The 18,680-nt window shown below is 67.7% G+C and carries 23 protein-coding genes; 14 read left to right on the plus strand and 9 right to left on the minus strand.

The window, feature by feature from the left end; genetic code table 11:
• Positions 1 to 3 precede the first annotated feature (3 nt).
• From ABT130_RS08850 to ABT130_RS08865, 4 genes are all read left to right on the plus strand, one after another.
• Positions 4 to 987, plus strand: coding sequence for a peptidoglycan recognition protein family protein (locus tag ABT130_RS08850; protein WP_350954055.1), 984 nt, complete (start codon positions 4 to 6; stop codon positions 985 to 987).
• 88 nt (positions 988 to 1,075) lie between these two features.
• Complete coding sequence (locus ABT130_RS08855) at positions 1,076 to 1,330, plus strand: hypothetical protein (RefSeq protein WP_350954058.1); 255 nt, start codon at positions 1,076 to 1,078, stop codon at positions 1,328 to 1,330.
• A 324-nt stretch (positions 1,331 to 1,654) separates the two neighbouring features.
• A complete protein-coding gene (locus tag ABT130_RS08860; protein ID WP_350954060.1) occupies positions 1,655 to 2,335 on the plus strand; it encodes a ribonuclease FAU-1 family protein in 681 nt (226 codons plus the stop codon).
• Positions 2,332 to 3,042 carry a PIG-L deacetylase family protein gene (locus ABT130_RS08865; protein WP_350954062.1) on the plus strand — a complete coding sequence of 237 codons (711 nt, stop codon included), beginning with the start codon at positions 2,332 to 2,334 and terminating at the stop codon, positions 3,040 to 3,042. Before ABT130_RS08860 ends, ABT130_RS08865 begins: the two co-directional genes overlap by 4 nt.
• Before the next feature lie 9 nt (positions 3,043 to 3,051).
• On the opposite strand, the gene ABT130_RS08870 is transcribed toward ABT130_RS08865, so the two are convergent.
• From ABT130_RS08870 to ABT130_RS08905, 8 genes are all read right to left on the minus strand, one after another.
• On the minus strand, positions 3,052 to 3,990 hold the full coding sequence (locus ABT130_RS08870; RefSeq protein WP_350954064.1) for an NAD-dependent epimerase/dehydratase family protein: 939 nt from the start codon (positions 3,988 to 3,990) through the stop codon (positions 3,052 to 3,054).
• A 41-nt stretch (positions 3,991 to 4,031) separates the two neighbouring features.
• Positions 4,032 to 4,925 (minus strand): formylglycine-generating enzyme family protein, encoded by an 894-nt coding sequence (locus tag ABT130_RS08875; protein ID WP_350954066.1) that lies wholly within the window; start codon positions 4,923 to 4,925, stop codon positions 4,032 to 4,034.
• A 1-nt stretch (position 4,926) separates the two neighbouring features.
• Entirely contained in the window at positions 4,927 to 5,202 is a 276-nt protein-coding gene (locus tag ABT130_RS08880; protein WP_350954068.1) for a MoaD/ThiS family protein, read from the minus strand.
• A gap of 7 nt (positions 5,203 to 5,209) precedes the next feature.
• A complete protein-coding gene (locus tag ABT130_RS08885) occupies positions 5,210 to 6,145 on the minus strand; it encodes an NAD-dependent epimerase/dehydratase family protein (RefSeq protein ID WP_350954070.1) in 936 nt (311 codons plus the stop codon).
• Positions 6,146 to 6,254: 109 nt separating this feature from the next.
• Entirely contained in the window at positions 6,255 to 6,863 is a 609-nt protein-coding gene (locus tag ABT130_RS08890) for a 3'-5' exonuclease (protein ID WP_350954072.1), read from the minus strand.
• Positions 6,864 to 6,988: 125 nt separating this feature from the next.
• Positions 6,989 to 7,885, minus strand: a complete 897-nt coding sequence (locus ABT130_RS08895; protein WP_350954074.1) for a phosphotransferase — start codon at positions 7,883 to 7,885, stop codon at positions 6,989 to 6,991.
• A 3-nt stretch (positions 7,886 to 7,888) separates the two neighbouring features.
• Entirely contained in the window at positions 7,889 to 8,353 is a 465-nt protein-coding gene (locus ABT130_RS08900; protein WP_350954076.1) for a glycine-rich domain-containing protein, read from the minus strand.
• A 77-nt stretch (positions 8,354 to 8,430) separates the two neighbouring features.
• The gene (locus ABT130_RS08905; RefSeq protein WP_350954078.1) at positions 8,431 to 8,829 is read right to left on the minus strand and encodes a hypothetical protein; all 399 of its coding nucleotides are present in this window, start codon (positions 8,827 to 8,829) and stop codon (positions 8,431 to 8,433) included.
• A 182-nt stretch (positions 8,830 to 9,011) separates the two neighbouring features.
• Between ABT130_RS08905 and ABT130_RS08910 the strand changes: the two genes are divergently transcribed.
• A complete protein-coding gene (locus tag ABT130_RS08910; protein ID WP_350954080.1) occupies positions 9,012 to 10,334 on the plus strand; it encodes a helix-turn-helix domain-containing protein in 1,323 nt (440 codons plus the stop codon).
• Positions 10,331 to 10,867: a GNAT family N-acetyltransferase gene (locus ABT130_RS08915; RefSeq protein WP_350954082.1), complete on the plus strand. Its 537-nt coding sequence runs from the start codon at positions 10,331 to 10,333 to the stop codon at positions 10,865 to 10,867. Before ABT130_RS08910 ends, ABT130_RS08915 begins: the two co-directional genes overlap by 4 nt.
• A gap of 10 nt (positions 10,868 to 10,877) precedes the next feature.
• On the opposite strand, the gene ABT130_RS08920 is transcribed toward ABT130_RS08915, so the two are convergent.
• Complete coding sequence (locus ABT130_RS08920) at positions 10,878 to 11,567, minus strand: GntR family transcriptional regulator (protein ID WP_350954084.1); 690 nt, start codon at positions 11,565 to 11,567, stop codon at positions 10,878 to 10,880.
• Positions 11,568 to 11,841: 274 nt separating this feature from the next.
• Here ABT130_RS08920 and ABT130_RS08925 point away from each other — a divergent pair, with 274 nt between their 5' ends.
• The 8 genes from ABT130_RS08925 to ABT130_RS08960 all read left to right on the plus strand — a co-directional run bounded on the left by ABT130_RS08925 (position 11,842) and on the right by ABT130_RS08960 (position 18,478).
• Positions 11,842 to 12,216, plus strand: coding sequence for a hypothetical protein (locus ABT130_RS08925; RefSeq protein ID WP_350954086.1), 375 nt, complete (start codon positions 11,842 to 11,844; stop codon positions 12,214 to 12,216).
• Positions 12,216 to 13,838 (plus strand): hypothetical protein, encoded by a 1,623-nt coding sequence (locus tag ABT130_RS08930; protein WP_350954088.1) that lies wholly within the window; start codon positions 12,216 to 12,218, stop codon positions 13,836 to 13,838. The genes ABT130_RS08925 and ABT130_RS08930 overlap by 1 nt, the downstream gene beginning before the upstream one ends.
• Positions 13,835 to 14,254 (plus strand): hypothetical protein, encoded by a 420-nt coding sequence (locus ABT130_RS08935; RefSeq protein ID WP_350954090.1) that lies wholly within the window; start codon positions 13,835 to 13,837, stop codon positions 14,252 to 14,254. The genes ABT130_RS08930 and ABT130_RS08935 overlap by 4 nt, the downstream gene beginning before the upstream one ends.
• Before the next feature lie 165 nt (positions 14,255 to 14,419).
• Positions 14,420 to 14,665: a hypothetical protein gene (locus ABT130_RS08940; protein ID WP_350954091.1), complete on the plus strand. Its 246-nt coding sequence runs from the start codon at positions 14,420 to 14,422 to the stop codon at positions 14,663 to 14,665.
• A complete protein-coding gene (locus tag ABT130_RS08945; RefSeq protein WP_350954093.1) occupies positions 14,662 to 15,303 on the plus strand; it encodes a hypothetical protein in 642 nt (213 codons plus the stop codon). The genes ABT130_RS08940 and ABT130_RS08945 overlap by 4 nt, the downstream gene beginning before the upstream one ends.
• A gap of 14 nt (positions 15,304 to 15,317) precedes the next feature.
• Complete coding sequence (locus ABT130_RS08950; protein WP_350954094.1) at positions 15,318 to 15,707, plus strand: hypothetical protein; 390 nt, start codon at positions 15,318 to 15,320, stop codon at positions 15,705 to 15,707.
• On the plus strand, positions 15,707 to 16,486 hold the full coding sequence (locus ABT130_RS08955) for a hypothetical protein (RefSeq protein ID WP_350954096.1): 780 nt from the start codon (positions 15,707 to 15,709) through the stop codon (positions 16,484 to 16,486). Before ABT130_RS08950 ends, ABT130_RS08955 begins: the two co-directional genes overlap by 1 nt.
• A gap of 90 nt (positions 16,487 to 16,576) precedes the next feature.
• Positions 16,577 to 18,478, plus strand: a complete 1,902-nt coding sequence (locus ABT130_RS08960; protein ID WP_350954098.1) for a hypothetical protein — start codon at positions 16,577 to 16,579, stop codon at positions 18,476 to 18,478.
• Positions 18,479 to 18,680 lie beyond the last annotated feature (202 nt).

An 18,680-nucleotide genomic window follows, 5' to 3' on the forward strand; every position in this document is an offset into this window, starting at 1 on the left:
ACGATGACGCTGGATCTCATCAGCCGCGAGAGCTGGGGCGCCAGGGAGCCGCGCGGCTCCTACGGCCGTCTCAGCTCCACCAGGGGCGTCAAGGTGCACTACACCGGGGGCCATGTGGATCCGGCGACCCTGACGAACCACAGCCGATGTGTGGCGGCCGTGCGAGGCATCCAGAGCGGCCACATGGATGGCAACGGCTGGATGGACGTCGGCTATTCGTTGCTGGTGTGTGGCCACCGGAAGGTGTTCGTCGGGCGGGGCTTGCACCGCGTGCCCGCGGCGAACGGTCCTGGGCTCAACAGCGCCCACTACGCGGTGCTCGGCCTGGTCGGCACCTCGGGTGTGACGGAGCCGCCGGACGCGATGCTGCACGGTATCCGTGACGCGATCGAGTACCTGCGTGAGAAGGGCGGCGCGGGCCCGGAGATCAAGGGGCACCGCGACGGCTACGCCACCAGCTGCCCCGGCGGGCCGCTGTACGCGTGGGTGAAACGCGGAGCGCCTCGACCTACCAGTAGCGGTTCCGCTACTGAACCCATCGTCAAGGAGGAGGACGACGTGCCCGAGATTGTGTCCCTCGGAGCTGGCGAAGACCAGGCTGTCCCGGCCGGCGGCGTGCTCGCGGTGCGCTGGCACACCGAGTTCGTCGACGACACGAAGGCCCACGGGGCGAACGGTGTCGCCGTGCTCGCGCCGGGCTCCCGCTGGGTTCTCTGCGACGCCTTGGTGAAGCTGCGGGGCCTTACCCCTGGCGCTGAGGTCGACGTGGCGTGGTCCCGGTACGACCGGGACGGCAAGACGTTCAAGGATGACGCCTGGTCGCTGACGTTCACCGCTGACCCAGCGGGCCGCGTCGAGGCGTCGGTGGGCGGCCAGTTCGCTCTCAACGGCTCCAACCAGCTGCGGCTGCGGATCCTCAACCCAGGCACGGACGCGGTGATCCTGGAGAAGGTGACCATGGCCAAGGTCGCCATGTTCAAGCGGTAACCCGAACTATCAACTCTCAATTGATAGTTGCCCCTGACCAGCCCATTCGCGGCTGGTTTTTCGCATTTCCGGACCCTCAGGAGGGGCCATGCACGGAGACGTATACAAGGAAACGGCGCCGATCGAGCGGAAGGTCACGGCGGCCACCGCGGCCTCGTATCTGAGCCTCGTCGGGGTCCTGGCGATCCTGCAGACTGCCCAGGCGGACCTGGACCTGATCGCGTGGATGCCGGACGCGATCGAGACACTGGCGGTGCCGCTGCTGCCGGGCCTGGTGACGTACGTGGCCGGCTACCTGGCCAAGCACACGGCACGGCCGGACCTGCCCGACGAGCAGCGGTAGGATCATGATCGTCTCGTGCCCGGAACGACCATCTGGGAGCATCGCGAGACCGTGTCCGTCGTGAGACGGCGCTCTGTACGGTTGGTCCCGGGAACCGGCTGTATCAGGGCCCTGAAGCCCCCGCCGTCTCTTCGGAGACGGCGGGGGCTTTTCGTGTTGTGGTGGGTGTTAGGTCGGCTTGACGGCGCAAGGAGCGTCGTGAGCGGCCTCTCGGCTACTCGGCGGAACGCAGGTCATCACCGCCGGTCGTAGATTTACAAGACCCTGAAGATGCACATCCTCACTGATGCCGTCAGCGCACGATCTAGGTGTCACCATGCGCCTATGACGGTTCCGATAGCGGCGCGGCTCCCTGTGGGAGCCACAGCGATCCGGCGTGACATCTTTGACGGCCGTGTGTGGACGGCTTCACCCCACCGCGTCGTTCACGACACCGGCCATGAACTCGCCCTGGCCTACTGGCCTGGAATCCGAAGTCTCGCCCCGACCACATGGATCAGCTGGTCGCAGAGCGAAGACGCCACAGCGCGCGATGCGGCGATCACTAACCTCGCCGCCCGGCAATGGGAACTGGGCTACTGGACGTGGTGCGAAAGCATCTGGCTCAGCATCCTCACCGAGCACGACTTTTTCAGCGTCAATCTGTTCTACACCCCAGATCATCGACTGAACCGCTGGTATATCAACTTCCAACGCCCCTACCAGCGCACAGCCAACGGGGTCGACACCTTCGACCTGTTTCTCGATCTGGTCGTAGCACCGGACCTGTCCTCGCATGCCTGGAAAGATGAAGACGAGTATCGCCACGCCAGACGGATGGGCGTCATCACCGACGACGAGCATCACCAGGTGCAGGAAGCCCGTGACGAGGTGCTGACGATGATTCAGGACCGCCGCGGGGCGTTCGGCGCCGACTGGTCGAACTGGCGCGCTGACACCTCTTGGCCGATTCCTGTCTTGTCCCCTGACGTGTTGACGGCAGAAGGAGTTGTGAGCACGATATGACGATCAACTGGGCCGACCAGCGGGCGCTCATCCTGGCCCCGCACCCTGACGACGAGGTCATTGGCTGCGGCGGCCTCATCTCCCGAATCAGCGAGGCCGGCGGGGAGGCGCATGTACTGTATGTCACCATCGGCGCGAACGTGCAGCAGGCGGCGGCCGGGTTCTCCACCGAGGCGGAGAACCGGGAGGAAATCGAGAAGGTAGCCGCCCACCTCGGCATCACGTCCTGGCACGTCGCCCTGCCGGAGGCGGCTCAACTGACCCTTGACCAGGTGCAGCGCCTGGAGCTGTCGCGCGTGATCGAGGACACTACGCCGATCTCTCTCACCCGGCTATGTCCCACGCTGATCGCGTTTCCGCATCCGACCAGCTACAACCAGGACCACCAGGCGGTCGCCGAGGCCGCCATCACCGCGCTACGGCCCAGCGACCGCCGCAAGCGGCCCCACCCGTCGTTGGTACTGGCCTATGAGCAGGCCGCCGATCAGTGGCGCATGACGCCCACCGCGCCACCGAACTTCTATGTGACGCTGCAGCCTCGGCATGTGGACGCGAAGGTAACCGCGATGGACCTGTACTCCAGCCAGCGCCGTGAACATCCGCACACCCGCTCGGACGAGACACTACGCAGCCTGGCCACCTTGCGCGGCATGCAGTGCGGCGCGGAGGCGGCCGAGGCGTACGAGTGCATGCGGCTGATGTCGTAGCCGACGCGACTACAGGCTGCCCTGCTCGGGCTGGCCGTCTCGCACCCACGCGTATACGCGGGCGATGCCCTCCTCAATGGTGGTGATGGCCGTCCAGCCCAGGTCCCGCTGGGCGGCGTTCGCATTCAGGGCGCTGCGTTGCAGTTCCCCGGGCCGGGCCGCGACGAAGACCGGATCCACGTCGCGGCCTGCGGCCTGGTTGACGTGCTTGATCAGCTCCAGGACGCTGGTCTCTTGGCCGGTGCCGATGTTCCAGATCCCGCCGCCCTCGGTGGTGGCCGCGGCGATGAACGCGGCGACGACGTCGCCGACGTACACGTAGTCGCGGGTCTGCGCGCCGTCACCGAAGATCGTGGGCTGCTGTCCCCGGTGGGCGCACCCGGCGAAGATCGCGACTACACCGGCTTCGCCGCTCGGGTCCTGGCGGGGGCCGTAGACGTTGCCCAGCCGCAGCGCGGTGTGCTCGGCGCCGTGCAGGCGGTTGAACAGGCCCAGGTACTGCTCCGCGCCGTACTTCGCGGTGCCGTACGGTGCCTCCGGGGCGGGCAGGATTTCCTCCCCTGAGGGGATAGGGGCCTGCACGCCGTACAAGGCGCCGCCGGTGGAGGCGAAGATCAGCTTCGCCTCCACCGTGAGTGCGGCCTGGAGCAGGTTGATGGTGCCACCGATGTTGATGGCCGCGTCGCGGGCCGGGTCGTCCACCGAGACTCGCACGTCGATCTGGGCGGCGAGGTGGAAGATGACCTGCGGCCGGACCTCCTCGACCACGGCCGTGACCGCGTCGGCGTCGGTGATGTCCACCTTCCGCAGGTCAATACCGATGGGCAGTCGGCCGGTGCGCCCAGTTGACAGGTTGTCGATCACTGTGACGGTGGCCCCCCGGGCGAGGAGAGCGTCGGTGAGGTGGGAGCCGATGAATCCGGCCCCGCCGGTGACGAGTGCGTGCATGGTAAGCAGCCTATGGGGGCTCATCGTGGTGGACGGGTGAATCAAGAGAGTCCGGAGGGGAGGGTGGCCGCGCACCTGAACCCGGCCGCCCAGGTGCTGTAGGTCGGATCGCAGGCGATGCGTTCGGTGGTGCGCGTCTGCCAGCGCAGGTTCATCCAGCCGCCGCCGCGCAGGACGCCGTAGCGTCCCTGGGCACGGCGCAGGATCGGATCGCAGTCCACCTGCTCTGCGTACAGCTGGTAGGTGGTGGCGGTCCATTCGCCGACGTTGCCCGCCATGTCGGTGAGGCCGAACACCGAGTCGCCCTGCGGGGAGAAAGCGCCGACCGGTGTGGTCGCCGGGAGTTCGCCGCGTCGGCCCTGCTGCTGGACCCACCAGTGGCGCCAGCCGGTCAGGCCGTCCACCAGTTGGCCCGCCCAATGCTCAGCGCAGTTGACGAGCTCAGGATCGAACTTCTCTCCCCAGGGCCAGGGGTGCCAGGTTGGGCCGTGCGCGGCGTACTCCCATTCCTCCTCGGTGGGCAGGCGACAACCTGCCCAGACGCAGTACGCTTCGGCGTCGGCGCGGGCGATGTGCACCACCGGGTGCTGGAGGCGCCCCGATAGGTCGCTGTCGGCGCCGGCGGGACGCCTCCAGCAGGCCCCGGGACGCTCCTCCCAGAAGGTCTCGCCGTACACCAGGCCGAAGCCGCGCTGCTCGGCCGCCGTCCGGTAGCCGCTGTCCCGGACGAAGGCGGCGAAGGCGGCGTTGGTGACCGGGTGTCGACCCAGCAAGAACGGCGACAGCTGGAGGGGGTGGTCTGGTGTTTCGTCGGCGAACCAGGACCGCGGGTAGGGCTGAGCATCGCTGACCTGGTCCAGATGGCGGCCAGGCGCACCGATCACTACCTGCCCGCCCGGGATGAACACCATCTCGTTGTTCTCGGTGTCGGTCATATCAGCCTCCGGCCAGCGCGGGCAGCACGACGATCTCACTCCCAGGCGGCACGGCGGTGTCCAGGCCGTCCAGGTCGCGGATGTTGTCCTTCCCCACGTAGAGATTCACCCAGCTGGCCAGCCGACCCGGCTCGACCAGAACCCGGGGCTCTAGCTTGGGGTGGGTCGCGACCAGCCACTCGATAGCGTCACCGATCGTGTGTGCGGCGCACTCCAGTTCCCCGTTGGGGATCTCCGCGGCGGTGCGCCACGCCGCGGGGATCACGATGACGGCCATGACGGGGTCAGGCGGCCTGCTGGGTACGGACCTGGGCCACGGTGCGCTCGATGCCCGCGCGCAGCGGCACCAGCGGCATCCAGCCGAGCCGTGTGCGTGCGCGGCTGATGTCCGGGCAGCGCACGTGGGAGTCCTGCTGTCGGCCCGGGACGGTCTGGACAGCGCCGGAGCCGACCACCTCGACAACCAGATCGGCCAGGGCGCGGATGGTGACCTCCTCGTCGGAGCCGAGGTTGATGGGGCCATTTTCGGTGGAGTCGAGCATGGCTATCAGTCCGGTGACGAAGTCCTCGACGTAGCACAGCGACCGGGTCTGGGAGCCGTCGCCGTGCAGCGTCAGCGTCTGGCCGGCCATCGCCTGCCGGATGAACGCCGGGACTACTCGCCGGTCATCGGGGTACATGCCGGGCCCGTACACGTTGAACGGCCGTACCACCCCGATGTTGAGGCCGTGCTGGCGAAGGTAGGAGAACGTCAGCGACTCGGAGAACCGCTTGGCCTCGTCGTAGCACGACAGCGGCGCTGTGGGATCGACGTTGCCGGTGTAGTCCTCATTCTGCGGATGCACGAGAGGGTCACCGTAGATTTCAGAGGTGGAGGCGAGCACGAACCGCGCACCGTTCTTCTTGGCCACCTCCAGCGCGTTGAACGTGCCGGTCGAGCCAGCGCGCATCGTGTCGATCGGGCGGCGCAGCACGACCTCGGGTCCGACCGGGATGGCCATGTGCATGACCGCGTCCACCTGCCCGCAGGTGATCGGGTCGGCGACGTCCTGTTCCAGCAGGACGAAGTTCTTGTCGTTGAGCAGGTTGTCAAGGGCGGGCAGGCGTCCGGCCGAGAGGTCGTCCAGGGCGGTGACCTTGTCGCCCCGATCGAGCAGGGCAGCGCACAGATGGGAGCCGATGAATCCGGCTCCGCCGGTCACCAGAATGTGACGTGACATTGTTTTTCCTTTTTCGTGGGGGATTTCGGAGGGCTTATGGGGGCGGACCACCAGTGGTGGGGACGCGTCGGCGTGAAAGGAAGCTGGTTCCCTGCGGATTCCAGGGGACTTATGGACAGACCGCCAGCGGTGAGGACGCGTCGGCGAGTTCACCGGCGCTGGGTGCACCTCGCGTCGCCGACCACGCCTTGATCAGCACGGGCAGCAGCAGGCCGACGCCGACCGCGTCCCACAGCGCACGGTGTGGTCGCACCCCGCTCGCGAGCTGCCTGGCCTGATCGGTCAGTTCGTGCCAGCGCAGCAGCGCGGTCAGGCTGCGGCGCTGAACCTCAGGGCGGATGGCCTGCGCCAGGCGCAGCGTGTCGAACACGGCCACTGGTTCGATGGCCGGGTAGTGCTGCGCCAGGAGCTTCCAGGTGCGATCGGTGTCGTGGCAGACGATCGCCCGGCCGTGCAGCCGGGCCACCAGCTCCGGCTGGATGTCCTGCAGTGATGGCCCCAGGGCCAGGAAGTCGTTTTCCAGGCCCGGCGGGATGGAGGGGCGCGGGGGGACGAACCGGTCCGGTTTGACGATCGAGTGGTAAGCGTCGCGCGGTTGCAGGCGGCCGTTGATCAGCGGGACAGTCGCGATCTCCACGATCGCTGTGGGCCCGTCGTCGCCGCTGATCTTCACGCCGATGGCGGTCAGTGGCAGCGCACTCCACGGCTGGTCGTACATAGTGCTCCGATCAGGATGGCCGGGAGCCCGCCGGGGCAGGCGGGCTCCCGGCTTGCCCTCTTGGAACCGGGGAGAGGTGTGGTTACGGTTACAAGGGGCTTCTTCAGGTGGTCAGGAATCCCAGGTCACATGCTTCGGTACGCGACCCAGGACCGACCCGCCTCGGCCGCCCGAGCACGAAAGTCGCGCTCTTTGGACGGGCCGGACTGGGCCTTGTACAGGCGGTACAGGGTCCACAGCGCGGCCAGCGCGGTGACAGGCTCCTTGGGAGCGCTTCGCCAGGCGGGTACCTGGCCGATGAGCGCCTCGGCCTGCGATGGGGGGTGGCCGGCCAGGATGAGCCGGGGAACGAGCATGAAGGGGTCGATCCAGGCGGCGCCGCGCGCCGCGAACGCCCAGTCAACGGCGTACGCCTGCTCCCCGCTGATCTGCAGGTTGCCCGGGTGCAGGTCGTAGTGCAGCAGCGTGTTCCCGGCCAGGGCATCGGGTGTGAATCCGCGCAGCGCCGTCTCGTACATGGCCCGGTACAACAGCCCGCCGACTGAGCCCTCCAGCAGGCGCGCGGCCTTGACCTGGAGCCCGACGACATTCCCGGCGACGTCCGGGACACTACCCCCCTGGGCGGGGCACGGGGTGAGCGTCTCGCCCAGGACGGTCACGGTGTCCAGCACACGCCATATGTCCGGCGATCCCGGCGACAGGTCGGCGTCGCGGCCATCGAGATATTCGTACAGCAGCACGATCCACCCCTCCACGTCCCCGCTCCACAGCATGCGGGGCGCGGGCAGGCCGGGCGGCAGGACCGTGCCCGCCCACCGCTCCCGCGCGTACAGGGGTGCGGCGGGGCTGTCTTGCGCGACAGCCTTGACGAACACGCTGCGCTCCTGGGTGCGCAGGTGGGCGGCGAAGCCCGGCATCAGGCCCTTGTCCACTGTTTCGATTTTGAGTGCCAGTCCGACGCGGGCCTCGATGATGTCGCGCGCCTGGACCGGCAGGTCCGACCATTGCAAGGCTCGTTTCAACGCTCAGCTCTCCCTAGGGTCATCGGCGCAGCCCTGGTAGCACTGGCTGCATTCTGTTTTCAGGGTCCACAGCTCGGGGACGACCGGCAGGCCCGTGGCCCGCATGGTCTCGACGGTGACGCCGATGGCGGCCACCCGGTCGGGTGGCGCGTGCTCGGGAATGTCGGTGGGCACGTGGTGGATGAACCGGCCGGCGACCTTCTGGCAGAACTCGGCGTAGGGCCGGGTGTAGAGGATGAAGGTGTGCCAGCCGACGTCTACCAGCTTGGACGGGAACAGGCGCACGTCCGAGTTGCGTCCGCATGCGACGAGGAACGCCAGTGCCTGCTCCACGATCTGCTCGGCGGTCTGCTGGGGGATGTCCTCTTCGCGGGCGACGCGGTCGGTCAGGTAGCCGAACAGCTGGTCGGGGATGAGGGTCCGGGGGTTGGCCAGCTCACCGGCGGTGAGCTGCACGACGACAGCCACGGAGATCTTCCTTTCGTAGGCGGGTGGTACAGCGCGGGCGGCCCGCTGCGTGGAGTCTCCGAGCCGCCGCGCTGCTTTCATGGCTCCCGGTGCTCTTCTGGGCGGGGGACGCGGCCGAGGGCCTCGGCGATCAGACGGGCGGCCTCGTCCACGTCGTTCACCGGGGTGGACGTGACGGTGTTCTGTACGGCGACGCGCAGGCCCGGCTTGATCTTCCAGGTGTAGGTCAAGACGCCGTCGTTTTCACTGACGCACACCGTCACGTCGCCGGCCACATGCAGCCTTGGCCCTTCGGGGTAGCTGATGGCCGGGTAGAGACCGTAGTCGCGCAGGCGGTGACGCAGGCGCTGGAGTGCGTCTGTGCCTTCGACGAACCCGTCCAGGAGTTCGTCCCCCGAGGTTCCGTGGGGTGGAGGGTGTTTGAGATAGCTCGTCTTTCCAGCCGAAGGCAGGGAACAGGCTTCGGTAGGCATCATTCACACTCCTTTCGTCACACATAAGGCGAAACCCCCAAAAAGGGCATGTACGCCAATCTGGGTAGCTACTTCGTGTCCGGTGAGGTCTCACGTGCCATAGTGGAGGCAAGTACGGGGCTCATCCAGAGATCTGATTTGGCCAATACGATTGGCCAAATTGGCCAAATCGACGGGAGGTCGCCATGCCTCGTGAATCGCACGTAGTTGATCCCTCAAAGTCACTCGATAACCTTTTTGGCGCCTCACTGAGGCACTGGAGAGAGCTCAGGGATCTTCGTCTCCAGGAGGTGGCCAAGGAAGTTCTGGTGGATTTGTCGCTGCTCAGCAAGTGGGAGCGTGGTGAAAGGCGCGCTCCGATCGAGACTGTGAAGCGCCTGGACGACCTGTATGACGCCGGTGGCCTTCTGACCTCTCTGCACGAGCTCGTCCAGGTGGCCAAATCCGGGCACAGTCCGGTAGCGGCAACCGCGAACGTGCCGGATCCTGGCGATATGAACGAAGCACGGAGACAGCTCCTCCTGAGCGTCGCAGGAGCAGGCATGTCCGCCTTGCTCCCAGGGTTGGAGCAGTTGCGCACCATCGTGGACAGGCGGCTCGGCGGACCTGACCTGGACACATGGGAAGAAATCGTCTGGGAGCACGCTCACGGGATCGTCTCGCGCCCCTTAGCCGTGTTGATCCGAGACTTGTCGGTAGACCTCCTGACTCTCCAGCAGGCTCTGTCATCCGCGCCCGGCCGCGAAGCAGTCGGCTGGGCCCGCGTGAACGCTCGGCTGACGCTTCTCCTGGCTCATGCGCTCGGTTCTGCCGGACACACCCGCGAGTCGATCCATTGGTGGATCTCCGCACGCAGGGCAGCAGCCCAGACAGATGACCCGGAGTTCATCGCCGCCGCGCACGCGTTCGAAGCGGTTCAGGCCCTATACGAGCGCCGTCCCCTGGCTGTGGTGCTGTCACGTGTGAAAACGGCTCTAGACCTCACCGCTGATCAGCCGGGCCGTGCTGCGGTCAGCGCCCTGGGCTCCCGCGCCCATGCGCTGGCCCTCATGGGCGATCACGATGGTGCACATGCCAGCTTGGCGGCCCAGGCCGAGGTGTTCGCGACGCTGCCCGACAGCGTTACCGGCAACACCATGTCCGCCGAAGGATGGTCGGAGTCTCGGCTACTGCACACTCGATCCCTCGTCCTGACCTTGATCGGTGCCCCATCCGCCTCTGTTGCACAACAGGAAGCGCTCGACTCCTACCCCGTAGGACGTGAGCGACAAGCAACTCAGATCCGCCTGCATCAGGCAGCGTCGGCAGTACGGCAGGGAGACGTCACTGATGGGTTACAACATGCTGTCGCGATCATGGAAAACCTTGGGCCTGGTCGTATGACGCAGTTCGTGCTGCATGTCGCTCATGTCGTGGCTGACGCCGCACCAGCAGGGCAGCAGGCGCAGCGAGCGGTCAGCGACTATCGTGCACATCTCGTACTTACGGCGTCAAAAGGGGACAAATGAGTATTGATTTTCAATGCCTGATCGGGCCAGCGGCCCGCGCAATACTTGATGAAGAGCACGTCGATTTATACCTGCAGATCCACGCCGAGCCGCCCTACCTTTCAGGGCCTCTTTACAGCCGTGAACGATTCACCGAACGCACCGGCCGGCAACTGGAGCGGGACGGATTCTCTTTGGTCTCGGCAAGGTCCGGGGCGGAACTCGTAGGGTTCGCTTTCGGCCTCGGATTTGAAGCGGGCCGGTGGTGGGGCGGAGAAGCTGCTCCTGCTCCTGCCGAAGCAGCCGATCTGCCTAAGTTCGCGGTCATCGAGTTGAACGTCCGTAAGGACTATCGAGGCCGTGGCATAGGCAAGCGTCTCCTTGAAGAACTACTGGCCAGTCAGGGGGCGCGGTACGCGACGCTGCTGGCCAATCCGGAGGCTCCGGCGCACGCCATGTACCGGCGCTGGGGATGGCAGGTGGTGGGCACCGTACGACCGGCACCCGACGCGATGGCTTCTGACGCCCTGATTCTGGACCTCTCCAAGCAGTAGATGACCCCCGCTACGAGGGAGCCTTCAGTGGCAGATCCTCTTCAAGAAGGCGGACCCGCAGTGGGTTCGCGATGAAGCGCATCAGTTCAACGAGGCGGCCTGACTCGTCGCAGTTGACCTGTTCGACTGTGAGAGCCCACGATCCGCGAGCCACCTTGAGCATGGCGGCCTCGTCGTCGTCGGCGGGCCTGGCGCTGACGAGCTGCCGGACGATGGTGGTTGGCGGGCTCTGGGAGAAGGCCAGCGGGTAGTACTTCTCTTGCATGTACACGGGCTGATGTGCGAACGAACCCACCGCTGCTCGCTTGAGGACGGTTTCGCCGACGGGGATGTGCAAGATTCGGGCGACGTCGGGTTCAGCAGGTTCCTCACGGACGCCGGTCAGTAGACGGCCGTCGATCTTTGTGCGTCGGCAGATGGCTTCCCATGTTCTGCGATCGAGCGCGGCGAGGTCGCTGGGCGTGATGTCCACGGTGACGGGCTGGCGCTTTTGGACGATCATGCCTCGGTTGCCGACTCGCCAGATTAGCTGTTCCTCTTTGAGGATCTTCAGCGCGCGGGTGAGCGTCGTCGCGGAGACGCCCCAGCGGTCGAGCAGTACCCGAGTGTGGGGGAGCGGTTCGCCGGGAGGATAGGTGCCGTCGAGGATCTGCTGGCGGAGCTCGTCGGCGATCTGCTCGAAGCGGTGATCGGCGCTCACATCATGATCCTCTCTGGCGTCATTGAACTGAGGGTAGTGCTCTGTGATCGGGGTTCCCACCTGGGCGGTTGACAGCTCTTGGCTGGGTGATGCACCATGACCTTAGTGCTCCTGTTTACAGTTAAACACAGCAGCATCTGATCAACGAAAAGCGGCTCCGCGCCAACGGAGAACCGCCCCTACCCCCACAAACGACGCGGGCCCCGCCGGAGCGCCAACTCCGAACGAGGCCCTGAACACCAGGTCTGCCCTCGCGAAAGGTTCACCAGACCCGATGTCTGACCACATCGTGGCATCACGCCTGCGTGCTGTCACATCCAGCCCTGTCCTCATCGCCAAGCGCCTGCAGGAGCTCGACACGATCGTGCTCACCCGGGCGGCGCTGTGCGTCCGCTCGTCCACGCCGGACGACTGGTACCCCATCACGAAGCTCGCGGACCGCTACGCGGCGGCTGCCGCCATCCAGTGCGAAGGCTGCCCCTTCACCGGCCAGCTCGGGCCGTGCCTGGAGCGGACGCTCCTGCTGGAGCACGGCCGCCCGCGCCACCAGATCGACGGCATCGCCGCAGGCACCACCCCGGAGGAGCGGATCACGCTCAGCTCCGCTGCGCCCGAGCTGGCCGAGGGCGCCGAAGCGGTGGCGGCTTAATGTTCACGAGCCCGGAGCGCGAGCGCCGCCGCCTGCAGGCGGAGCAGGCCCGCATCGCCCGCGAGCAGTTGCGCGACGAGGCGCGGCTCGCCAAGCAGCAGCGCCACGACGACGCCAAGGCCGAGCGTGAGCGCGCCAACGAGCTACGCGCCGAGCAGAAGAAGCGGCGAGGCCGCTCCCGCGACGAGCAGGACCGCAAGGACAGCGAGGACCGGTGGAAGCTCATCGGTGCCCGGTGGTGCCCGCGAGCGCAAGTCGTCGGCCGTCTGGCGGTCATGTCCGTCACCAACCTAGGCGTCAACCTCGTCGCTGTCGGCGGGCAGTACATGGTGTTCATCGCGCTCGGGGTACCGGCGTGGGCCGCGGCCACCGGCGCCGCGATCGTCGAGTCCGTCGCCGTCTACGTCTCCTGGCACGCGCATGTCGCGCTGCGGGAGGGGGATGCGGCGTGGGGCCTGCGCATGAGGTCGTACCTGATTGGTGCGGCAGCTGCCTGGCTGAGCTACACGCACGTGCCGGAGACCCCGGAGCTGTTCGCCGCCTGTTCGCTCATCTCGCCGTGGCTGTGGGCGATGCACTCGCGGCACCTGCACCGTAAGGACCTGCGCGAGGCCGGCCTGATCGACCCGCGCGCGCCGAAGTTCTCCCCGCTGCGGTGGGCCTTGCACACCGGGGAGACGTTCGCGGCGTTCCGGTGGGCCATCGGTGAGGGTGTGCAGTCGCCGCAGACCGCGGTGGCGGTGGTGCGTGAGCGTCGCGCCGTCCGCATGACGTGGGCGTCGGTCGAGGACACCAGGACTGCGGTGATCGCAGCGCAGCGCGCCACGGTGGAGCTGACGCTGACGCACATGGCGGCGCTGACGCAGGAGCTGTACGGCGCGGACCCGGACGCCGTGAAGGCCGTGGAGGAGGCGAAGCGGTTCATCAACCGGGTTGGTGCCGGGCTTGTCCCGCGCTACGTGCCGCAACTCGTCCGCGAGCTGGAGGCCGGGGACGGCGGCGGACCGTCCGCCACGAACGGCGCGGACGGTCCGCACGCGAAGTGGTGGACGAGGATGTTCCGTCCGGCGGGGACGGGCGCGGACGAGAAGGGGGACGGCGCGGACGAGAAGGCGGACGAGAAGCCCCGTCCGCAGGCGGACGAGCGTGCGGACGGGGCGGACGGAAAAGGGGATGAGAAGCCGGACGAGAAGCTCGCCCCGCGCGGACGGCGGACAGGCGGACGGCGGACGAACCCGCGGACCGTCCGCGTCAACAAGGGCGGACCGTCCGCGCGGACGAGCAAGCCGTCCGCAGCTCCGGAAAGCGTGGACGACCTGATGCCGCTCGGCTTGCGCATCGCGGGCGAACTCGAAAAGAGCTCCGTCCGGCTAACCCGCGACAACCTCCGCGCGGCGGTCCAGGCGACCGGACAGCCCATCTCCAACGACCGCACCGGACTGCTGCTGAAGCGGCTGCGCGCCGAGGCCCCGAACGGGCGGACAGGCGCGGACGAAAGCCGTCTGTCCGCGCGGACCGTCCGCGCCGCCAACGGCGGACCGTCCGCCACTCGCATCGAGACGCATGAGCGGATCGTCCAGGCGGACGAGACGCACAACGACACCCCCGGAGAGACGACATGAGCCACGACACGAACCCCGACGCCGTCAGCGAACGCAGCTGCTACATCGGGATCTGGGACTACGCGACCGGTGAACTCGTTGACGCCTGGCTGCTCTACCGGCCGGCCGCTGACCCGTTCTTCGTCCGTATCCCGATGGACGGCTCAGCGGTGCCGCTAAGCGTTCCCCGCGCCGTGCTCCAGCAGGGCATGGACTGGGACGCGCTGTCCCAGGACCTGTGGGCGTACCCGTCGCCGGACGCCAGGTGGGTGCTGTGGACGGTGAAGCGCGGCGGCCTGCGAGAGCGGACGTTCCGCGTCTCCCGCGTCCTGCTGACCGCCGCGCTGAAGAGCATGTACGAGCTGGTGCCACTGGGTAAGGAGGGCGACCGGATCGACTGGGACGACGCCCTGAAGGCCCTGCTGAAATCGTCGTGAAATTCACTGTCCGTGATCGGGCCTCGGAGGCGGTTCACCTTCCCGGGGCCACCGACCAGGCCCGATTCGAGGCCCCCACGCGCGGCCGCGCGCAGGCGCCCGCGAGCGGGCGCGCGAGGGCACCCTACCTGATGTCACAGCCTGTAGCTAGTTGAGGAGTACCCAGTGGGCCGCAAGACCCCCTCGTATCAGCGCCGAGAGAAGGAGCTCCACCCCTCGGTGGAGGCCGCTCCGACTCCTCGCCGGGGGCTCGATCTAGCGCTGTACGGCCTGCAGGCCGCGCTCGCCGATCTGGAGCGCGTCGACCAGGGCGCCGCCGACATGGCCCGGTCGAACATCGCCAACCAACTCGTCACCGTGGCCCTCCACATCGACCAGCAGACCAAGGACCGAAAGGAGAGCGCGCCGTGATCCCGGACATCGTTTCGCCGTTCGCTCCCGCCGAGGTCGAGCAGGAGGCGGCCGAGGCCGCCGAGCAGCTCGCCGAGGTCGTGCAGCTGCGGAGCGAATCCGCGGCGGTGGCCACGGCCGCGCCGCAGCGCCCTGCAGGTGGGCTGCTCGCTCGAGCGACTTACGCGAGTCGTACGACTGTCGCTCGGGCGGTCGACGCCGCCGCCGGCGTCCGGGGCTACGCCGTGGTGCTGGGCGAGCATCTGCCGTCGCTGGCCGAGCTGGTCGAGCAGTACAAGACCGTGCCGTCCGTGCCGCGCGAAATAGCGGCGCTGTTCTGGGCCTACCGGGGGTACGGCGTCGTCGCGACGTCGCTCACGGCGGCCGCGCACACCCTGCTGTGGCTTATCTGGTATCCGTCGCGCCTCGTCGTGGCGACGCCGCCGCGGCTGCCGTCGCTGGGTGAACTCGTCGCCCAGTACGGTGCGGCGCCCCTCGACTCGCTGGTGCTGCGCAGCCTCTACCGCGCGTACGGGTTCGGCCTGGTCGTCCCGGTCAACGCCGTGGTGCAGCCGCTGCTGTGGATCCTGCGTTACCCCGCGCGGCTGTCCGTGGCCACCGTGCACACCCTCATTGCCGTTCTGCTGTCCCTCATCTGAGAGAGGTCCCCCTCATGCTCGTTGCCATCCTCGGCGGGCTCGCCTACACCGCTGTCCTGATCTGCCTGGCGCTTCCGCTGCGCCGCTGGAAGGTCGACAAGCTGGTCGCTGCCCTGGTCGTCGCTGCTGGGCTCGGCCCGGTGTTCCTCATCGTGTGGCTGGTCGGCCTGGTGACCAACACCACGACGATCATCGTCATCGGTGTGATCGCGCTGTGCCTGCTGCTGTGGGTGGGCCTGCACTACGTCAAGGACGCTAAGGACGGCACGGTCGACCAGCCGCTCCGTGGCCTGGCGCTGCTGCCACTGCTCGTCGTGGTGATCATGACGGGGACGGACACGTTCGGCTTCCTCATGGAGCAGGCCGAGAGCGGCACCGACGCAATCATGTCGCAGGTGAAGTGATGATCTCGTTCCTGCTGCTGGCCGTGGTGGTCTCGCTCATCGGCGGCCTGATCTTCCGGAAGGACGCCCGCGCTGCGGCCAGCGGCGCGTGGCGGTCCGGTAGCCGACAGGCCGCCCAGGAGTTCCGCGCGGGCTACACCGCGACCCGCAGGCGCTACACCCAGGCGCAGATGTACCTGCGGCGCGACAGCCCAGGGTGGAAGGACCCCCGCCGCTGGGCGGCCGCGCTACTCAAAACCTGCGGGTGGGGCGCGGTCGCGGTCGGCGGCACCGCGTACGGCGGATACCGCACGGTCGTAGCGGCCAAGCGGGTCGGCCTCACCGCGTGGAAAGGCGGCCGAGACAACTACCGCGCATACAAGAACGCGAAGCCGTTCGAGGTCGAGGTCGTCGAAGACCCGAACGTCGAGGTGGTCGTCGAAGTGGTCGACCCCGCCCAGCCCCCGCCTGAACCTCAGCCCACTCCGAAGCCTGACCCGGCTCCGGATCCCACCCCCGAAACAGACCCCGAACCGCAATCACAGCAGGAGGACCCCGACATGGCATTCACCGGCGAAGCAAGCGGCCTGGCTACCCTCCGCAGCCTCTTCGAGGAGGCGGCCGCCAGCGCTGGAAACGACGTCGTCGCGATCGACGGCATCCAGTCCGACCAGCTCAGCAAGCTCGCTGACGACGGCGCGATCCTCACGCAGATCGCCGCTGTGTCCGAGACGGCCAGCCTGTACGCCCAGCAACTGCAGGGCGTGGTCGACGCGATCGACGAGCTGACCAACGGCTGACGGTTCGAGTCGCTGCCCGCCCCGCCAGCACCGGGGGCGGGGCGGGCAGCGGCTCAATCCGCCAACCTCCCCTCGACGAGGAAGAACACGATGACCACGAAGGACAACGCCGCGTCGCCTCCGGCGGCCGACGACAACCAGGCCCGTAAGGTCGCGGTCCGGAAAATCGCGTGGCGGCAGCGTCACGCCGTCGTCAACCTGCTGCCGCTGGCGTGGATGGCCGGTCTGCAGAGCGTCGCCGCGCTGATCGCGGTGGCCGCTGTGGTGCCCTGGGTGAAGGTCGCAGCGGTGTTCGTCGCCATCGCTTCGGTGCTGATCTGGTTGGAGCGCCGCGGCGGCAGCCCGTACGCGGCCGCGCTCGTCGCTGGGGTGCTGTGGCTGATCCCCGCGTACCTGTGGGGGCCGTTCGGCTGGACCGCGTTGACGCTGTGGCTGGCCGGCCCGCTCGTCGCTGCTCCGTTCCTACGTGAGCACCAGACCCGGTTTCGGCACCGGCCCGAACCGAAGCAGCCCGCCATCGTCGTCGAGGAGCCGAAACCTGAGCTGGAAGCCGGGCCCGCACCCGAGCAGGTCAAGTACAACGAGCTGGTCATCCCGAACAACCCGGTGTTCGCCGGCACCCGCTTGGACACGCCGGAGGCGGTACCTGGCGGGTTCGTCGCGCGGATCATCGGCGAGCCCGGCAAGACGGAACTGTCGAAGCTGGAAACCGGTAAGGGGACGGTCGCCTCCGCGTGGCGAGGCCGCCCTGACCAGGTGACGATCGAGGAGACGCCGGAGGGCGACAACTCGCAGGCCATGCTGACGGTCATCACTCGCGGCGACAACCTGCAGCAGATCCGGTACCTCGAGGACGACGGCGCCGGAATCGACGTGAGGACGGGCATCGCCCGCGTCGGGTATTTCAACGACTTGCGGCCTGCTCACTGGTCGTGGTGGACGGCGTCGGGCGGCGCGCAGATGGGCTGCAACTGCGGAACCACCGGCACTGGAAAGTCCGGGTTCGGTGGGCTGAAAATCTGCCTGGCGCACGGGTGCCCGCTCATCGCGACTGTGCTGCTCGACGCGCAGGACGGTTCCAGCCAGCCCGATTGGAACAACAAGACGCACCGCTACGGCGAGGGCGTCGAGCAGGTGTTCGCTGAGCTGCAGGCCCTGGACTACGTGGCGGGTCGCCGCGCCCACTACATCTCGCACGCGCAGTGGTCGGACAGCCAGGGACGTGAGCGCATCGGGAAGCCGTACCTGCTGCCCGGTGACCCTGACCTCGGCGGCATGGTCCTGATCTACGTGCCCGTTGAGGAGGCGCCGCTGCTGTTCCAGGACGAGGTGTTCGGACCTCGGGCGATCAAGCTGCTGGCGCCGGGGTCGAAGACGTACCGCAAGCCGGGCATCAGCCTGGACATCTACACGCAGAACCTCGACCTGGGCGAGCTGGGCCGCAGCCGCGCGTTCCGCGCGAACATCTCCGGGGGTGGCAGCATCGCCGCGTTCCGCACGGGCACCTCAACGGACCACAAGATGGTGGGCCTGGCCAGCGACCCGTCGAAGCTGCCCGAGTACTTCCCGAACGGCGCCAAGACGCACGGCTTGGGCTACCTGCGTGGCCTGGACCGCCGTCAGGCGACGATGCGGACGCTGATCCCGCGTGATCAGTTCGCCATCGCGTCCCGGCCAGCGTCCGGTCGGTTCGACGACATCACGCTCGGCTTCTACGACGAGTACGCCGCGACGCTGAAGAGCGGCCGGAAGGCGGCCGCGGTGCAGGCCGCTCCGGTGCGGGCCACGTCAGGTGATGTGCAGGCCGCCCTGGAGGAGGCGCTCGCCGCCGCAGACGGTCCGCTGGATTTGGGGTCGATCGTCGCGGTGTGCGGCCAGCGGATCCAGGGCTGTTCGCTCGGTGAGATCAAGGCCGGGCTGGCGGCGCTGGAGGCCGCCGGGCTGGTGTGGCGCTCCGGGTCGACGTACTCCTACGTCGATGAGGGGAGGTGATGCGGCTGCCGTTGTGACTGACCGCTGTTCATGCCCTGGGCCGTCCTTCTCTTGGTCGGGTCCGGCCGGCCCAGGGCTCCTCGAAGAGGAGATACCACCATGGCATTACCACCGAAGGTGACGGAAGAGATCGGGCCGTGGCCCGGCGAGGAACCCCCCGCTGCCTGGCGGGAGCCTGCGAGTGTCCGCCGCGAGTACGACG

Source organism: Streptosporangium sp. NPDC001681, assembly GCF_040298085.1.
Classification (GTDB): Bacteria; Actinomycetota; Actinomycetes; order Streptosporangiales; family Streptosporangiaceae; genus Streptosporangium.

Coding starts and splice junctions, on each gene's coding strand:
- ABT130_RS08875 (WP_350954066.1), bottom strand. CDS start 4,925: ATGACCGACACCGAGAACAACGAGATGGTGTTCATCCCGGGCGGGCAG.
- ABT130_RS08860 (WP_350954060.1), top strand. CDS start 1,655: ATGACGGTTCCGATAGCGGCGCGGCTCCCTGTGGGAGCCACAGCGATC.
- ABT130_RS08850 (WP_350954055.1), top strand. CDS start 4: ATGACGCTGGATCTCATCAGCCGCGAGAGCTGGGGCGCCAGGGAGCCG.
- ABT130_RS08935 (WP_350954090.1), top strand. CDS start 13,835: ATGAGCCACGACACGAACCCCGACGCCGTCAGCGAACGCAGCTGCTAC.
- ABT130_RS08960 (WP_350954098.1), top strand. CDS start 16,577: ATGACCACGAAGGACAACGCCGCGTCGCCTCCGGCGGCCGACGACAAC.
- ABT130_RS08880 (WP_350954068.1), bottom strand. CDS start 5,202: ATGGCCGTCATCGTGATCCCCGCGGCGTGGCGCACCGCCGCGGAGATC.
- ABT130_RS08890 (WP_350954072.1), bottom strand. CDS start 6,863: ATGTACGACCAGCCGTGGAGTGCGCTGCCACTGACCGCCATCGGCGTG.
- ABT130_RS08870 (WP_350954064.1), bottom strand. CDS start 3,990: ATGCACGCACTCGTCACCGGCGGGGCCGGATTCATCGGCTCCCACCTC.
- ABT130_RS08915 (WP_350954082.1), top strand. CDS start 10,331: ATGAGTATTGATTTTCAATGCCTGATCGGGCCAGCGGCCCGCGCAATA.
- ABT130_RS08855 (WP_350954058.1), top strand. CDS start 1,076: ATGCACGGAGACGTATACAAGGAAACGGCGCCGATCGAGCGGAAGGTC.
- ABT130_RS08865 (WP_350954062.1), top strand. CDS start 2,332: ATGACGATCAACTGGGCCGACCAGCGGGCGCTCATCCTGGCCCCGCAC.
- ABT130_RS08955 (WP_350954096.1), top strand. CDS start 15,707: ATGATCTCGTTCCTGCTGCTGGCCGTGGTGGTCTCGCTCATCGGCGGC.
- ABT130_RS08950 (WP_350954094.1), top strand. CDS start 15,318: ATGCTCGTTGCCATCCTCGGCGGGCTCGCCTACACCGCTGTCCTGATC.
- ABT130_RS08925 (WP_350954086.1), top strand. CDS start 11,842: ATGTCTGACCACATCGTGGCATCACGCCTGCGTGCTGTCACATCCAGC.
- ABT130_RS08905 (WP_350954078.1), bottom strand. CDS start 8,829: ATGATGCCTACCGAAGCCTGTTCCCTGCCTTCGGCTGGAAAGACGAGC.
- ABT130_RS08910 (WP_350954080.1), top strand. CDS start 9,012: ATGCCTCGTGAATCGCACGTAGTTGATCCCTCAAAGTCACTCGATAAC.
- ABT130_RS08885 (WP_350954070.1), bottom strand. CDS start 6,145: ATGTCACGTCACATTCTGGTGACCGGCGGAGCCGGATTCATCGGCTCC.
- ABT130_RS08930 (WP_350954088.1), top strand. CDS start 12,216: ATGTTCACGAGCCCGGAGCGCGAGCGCCGCCGCCTGCAGGCGGAGCAG.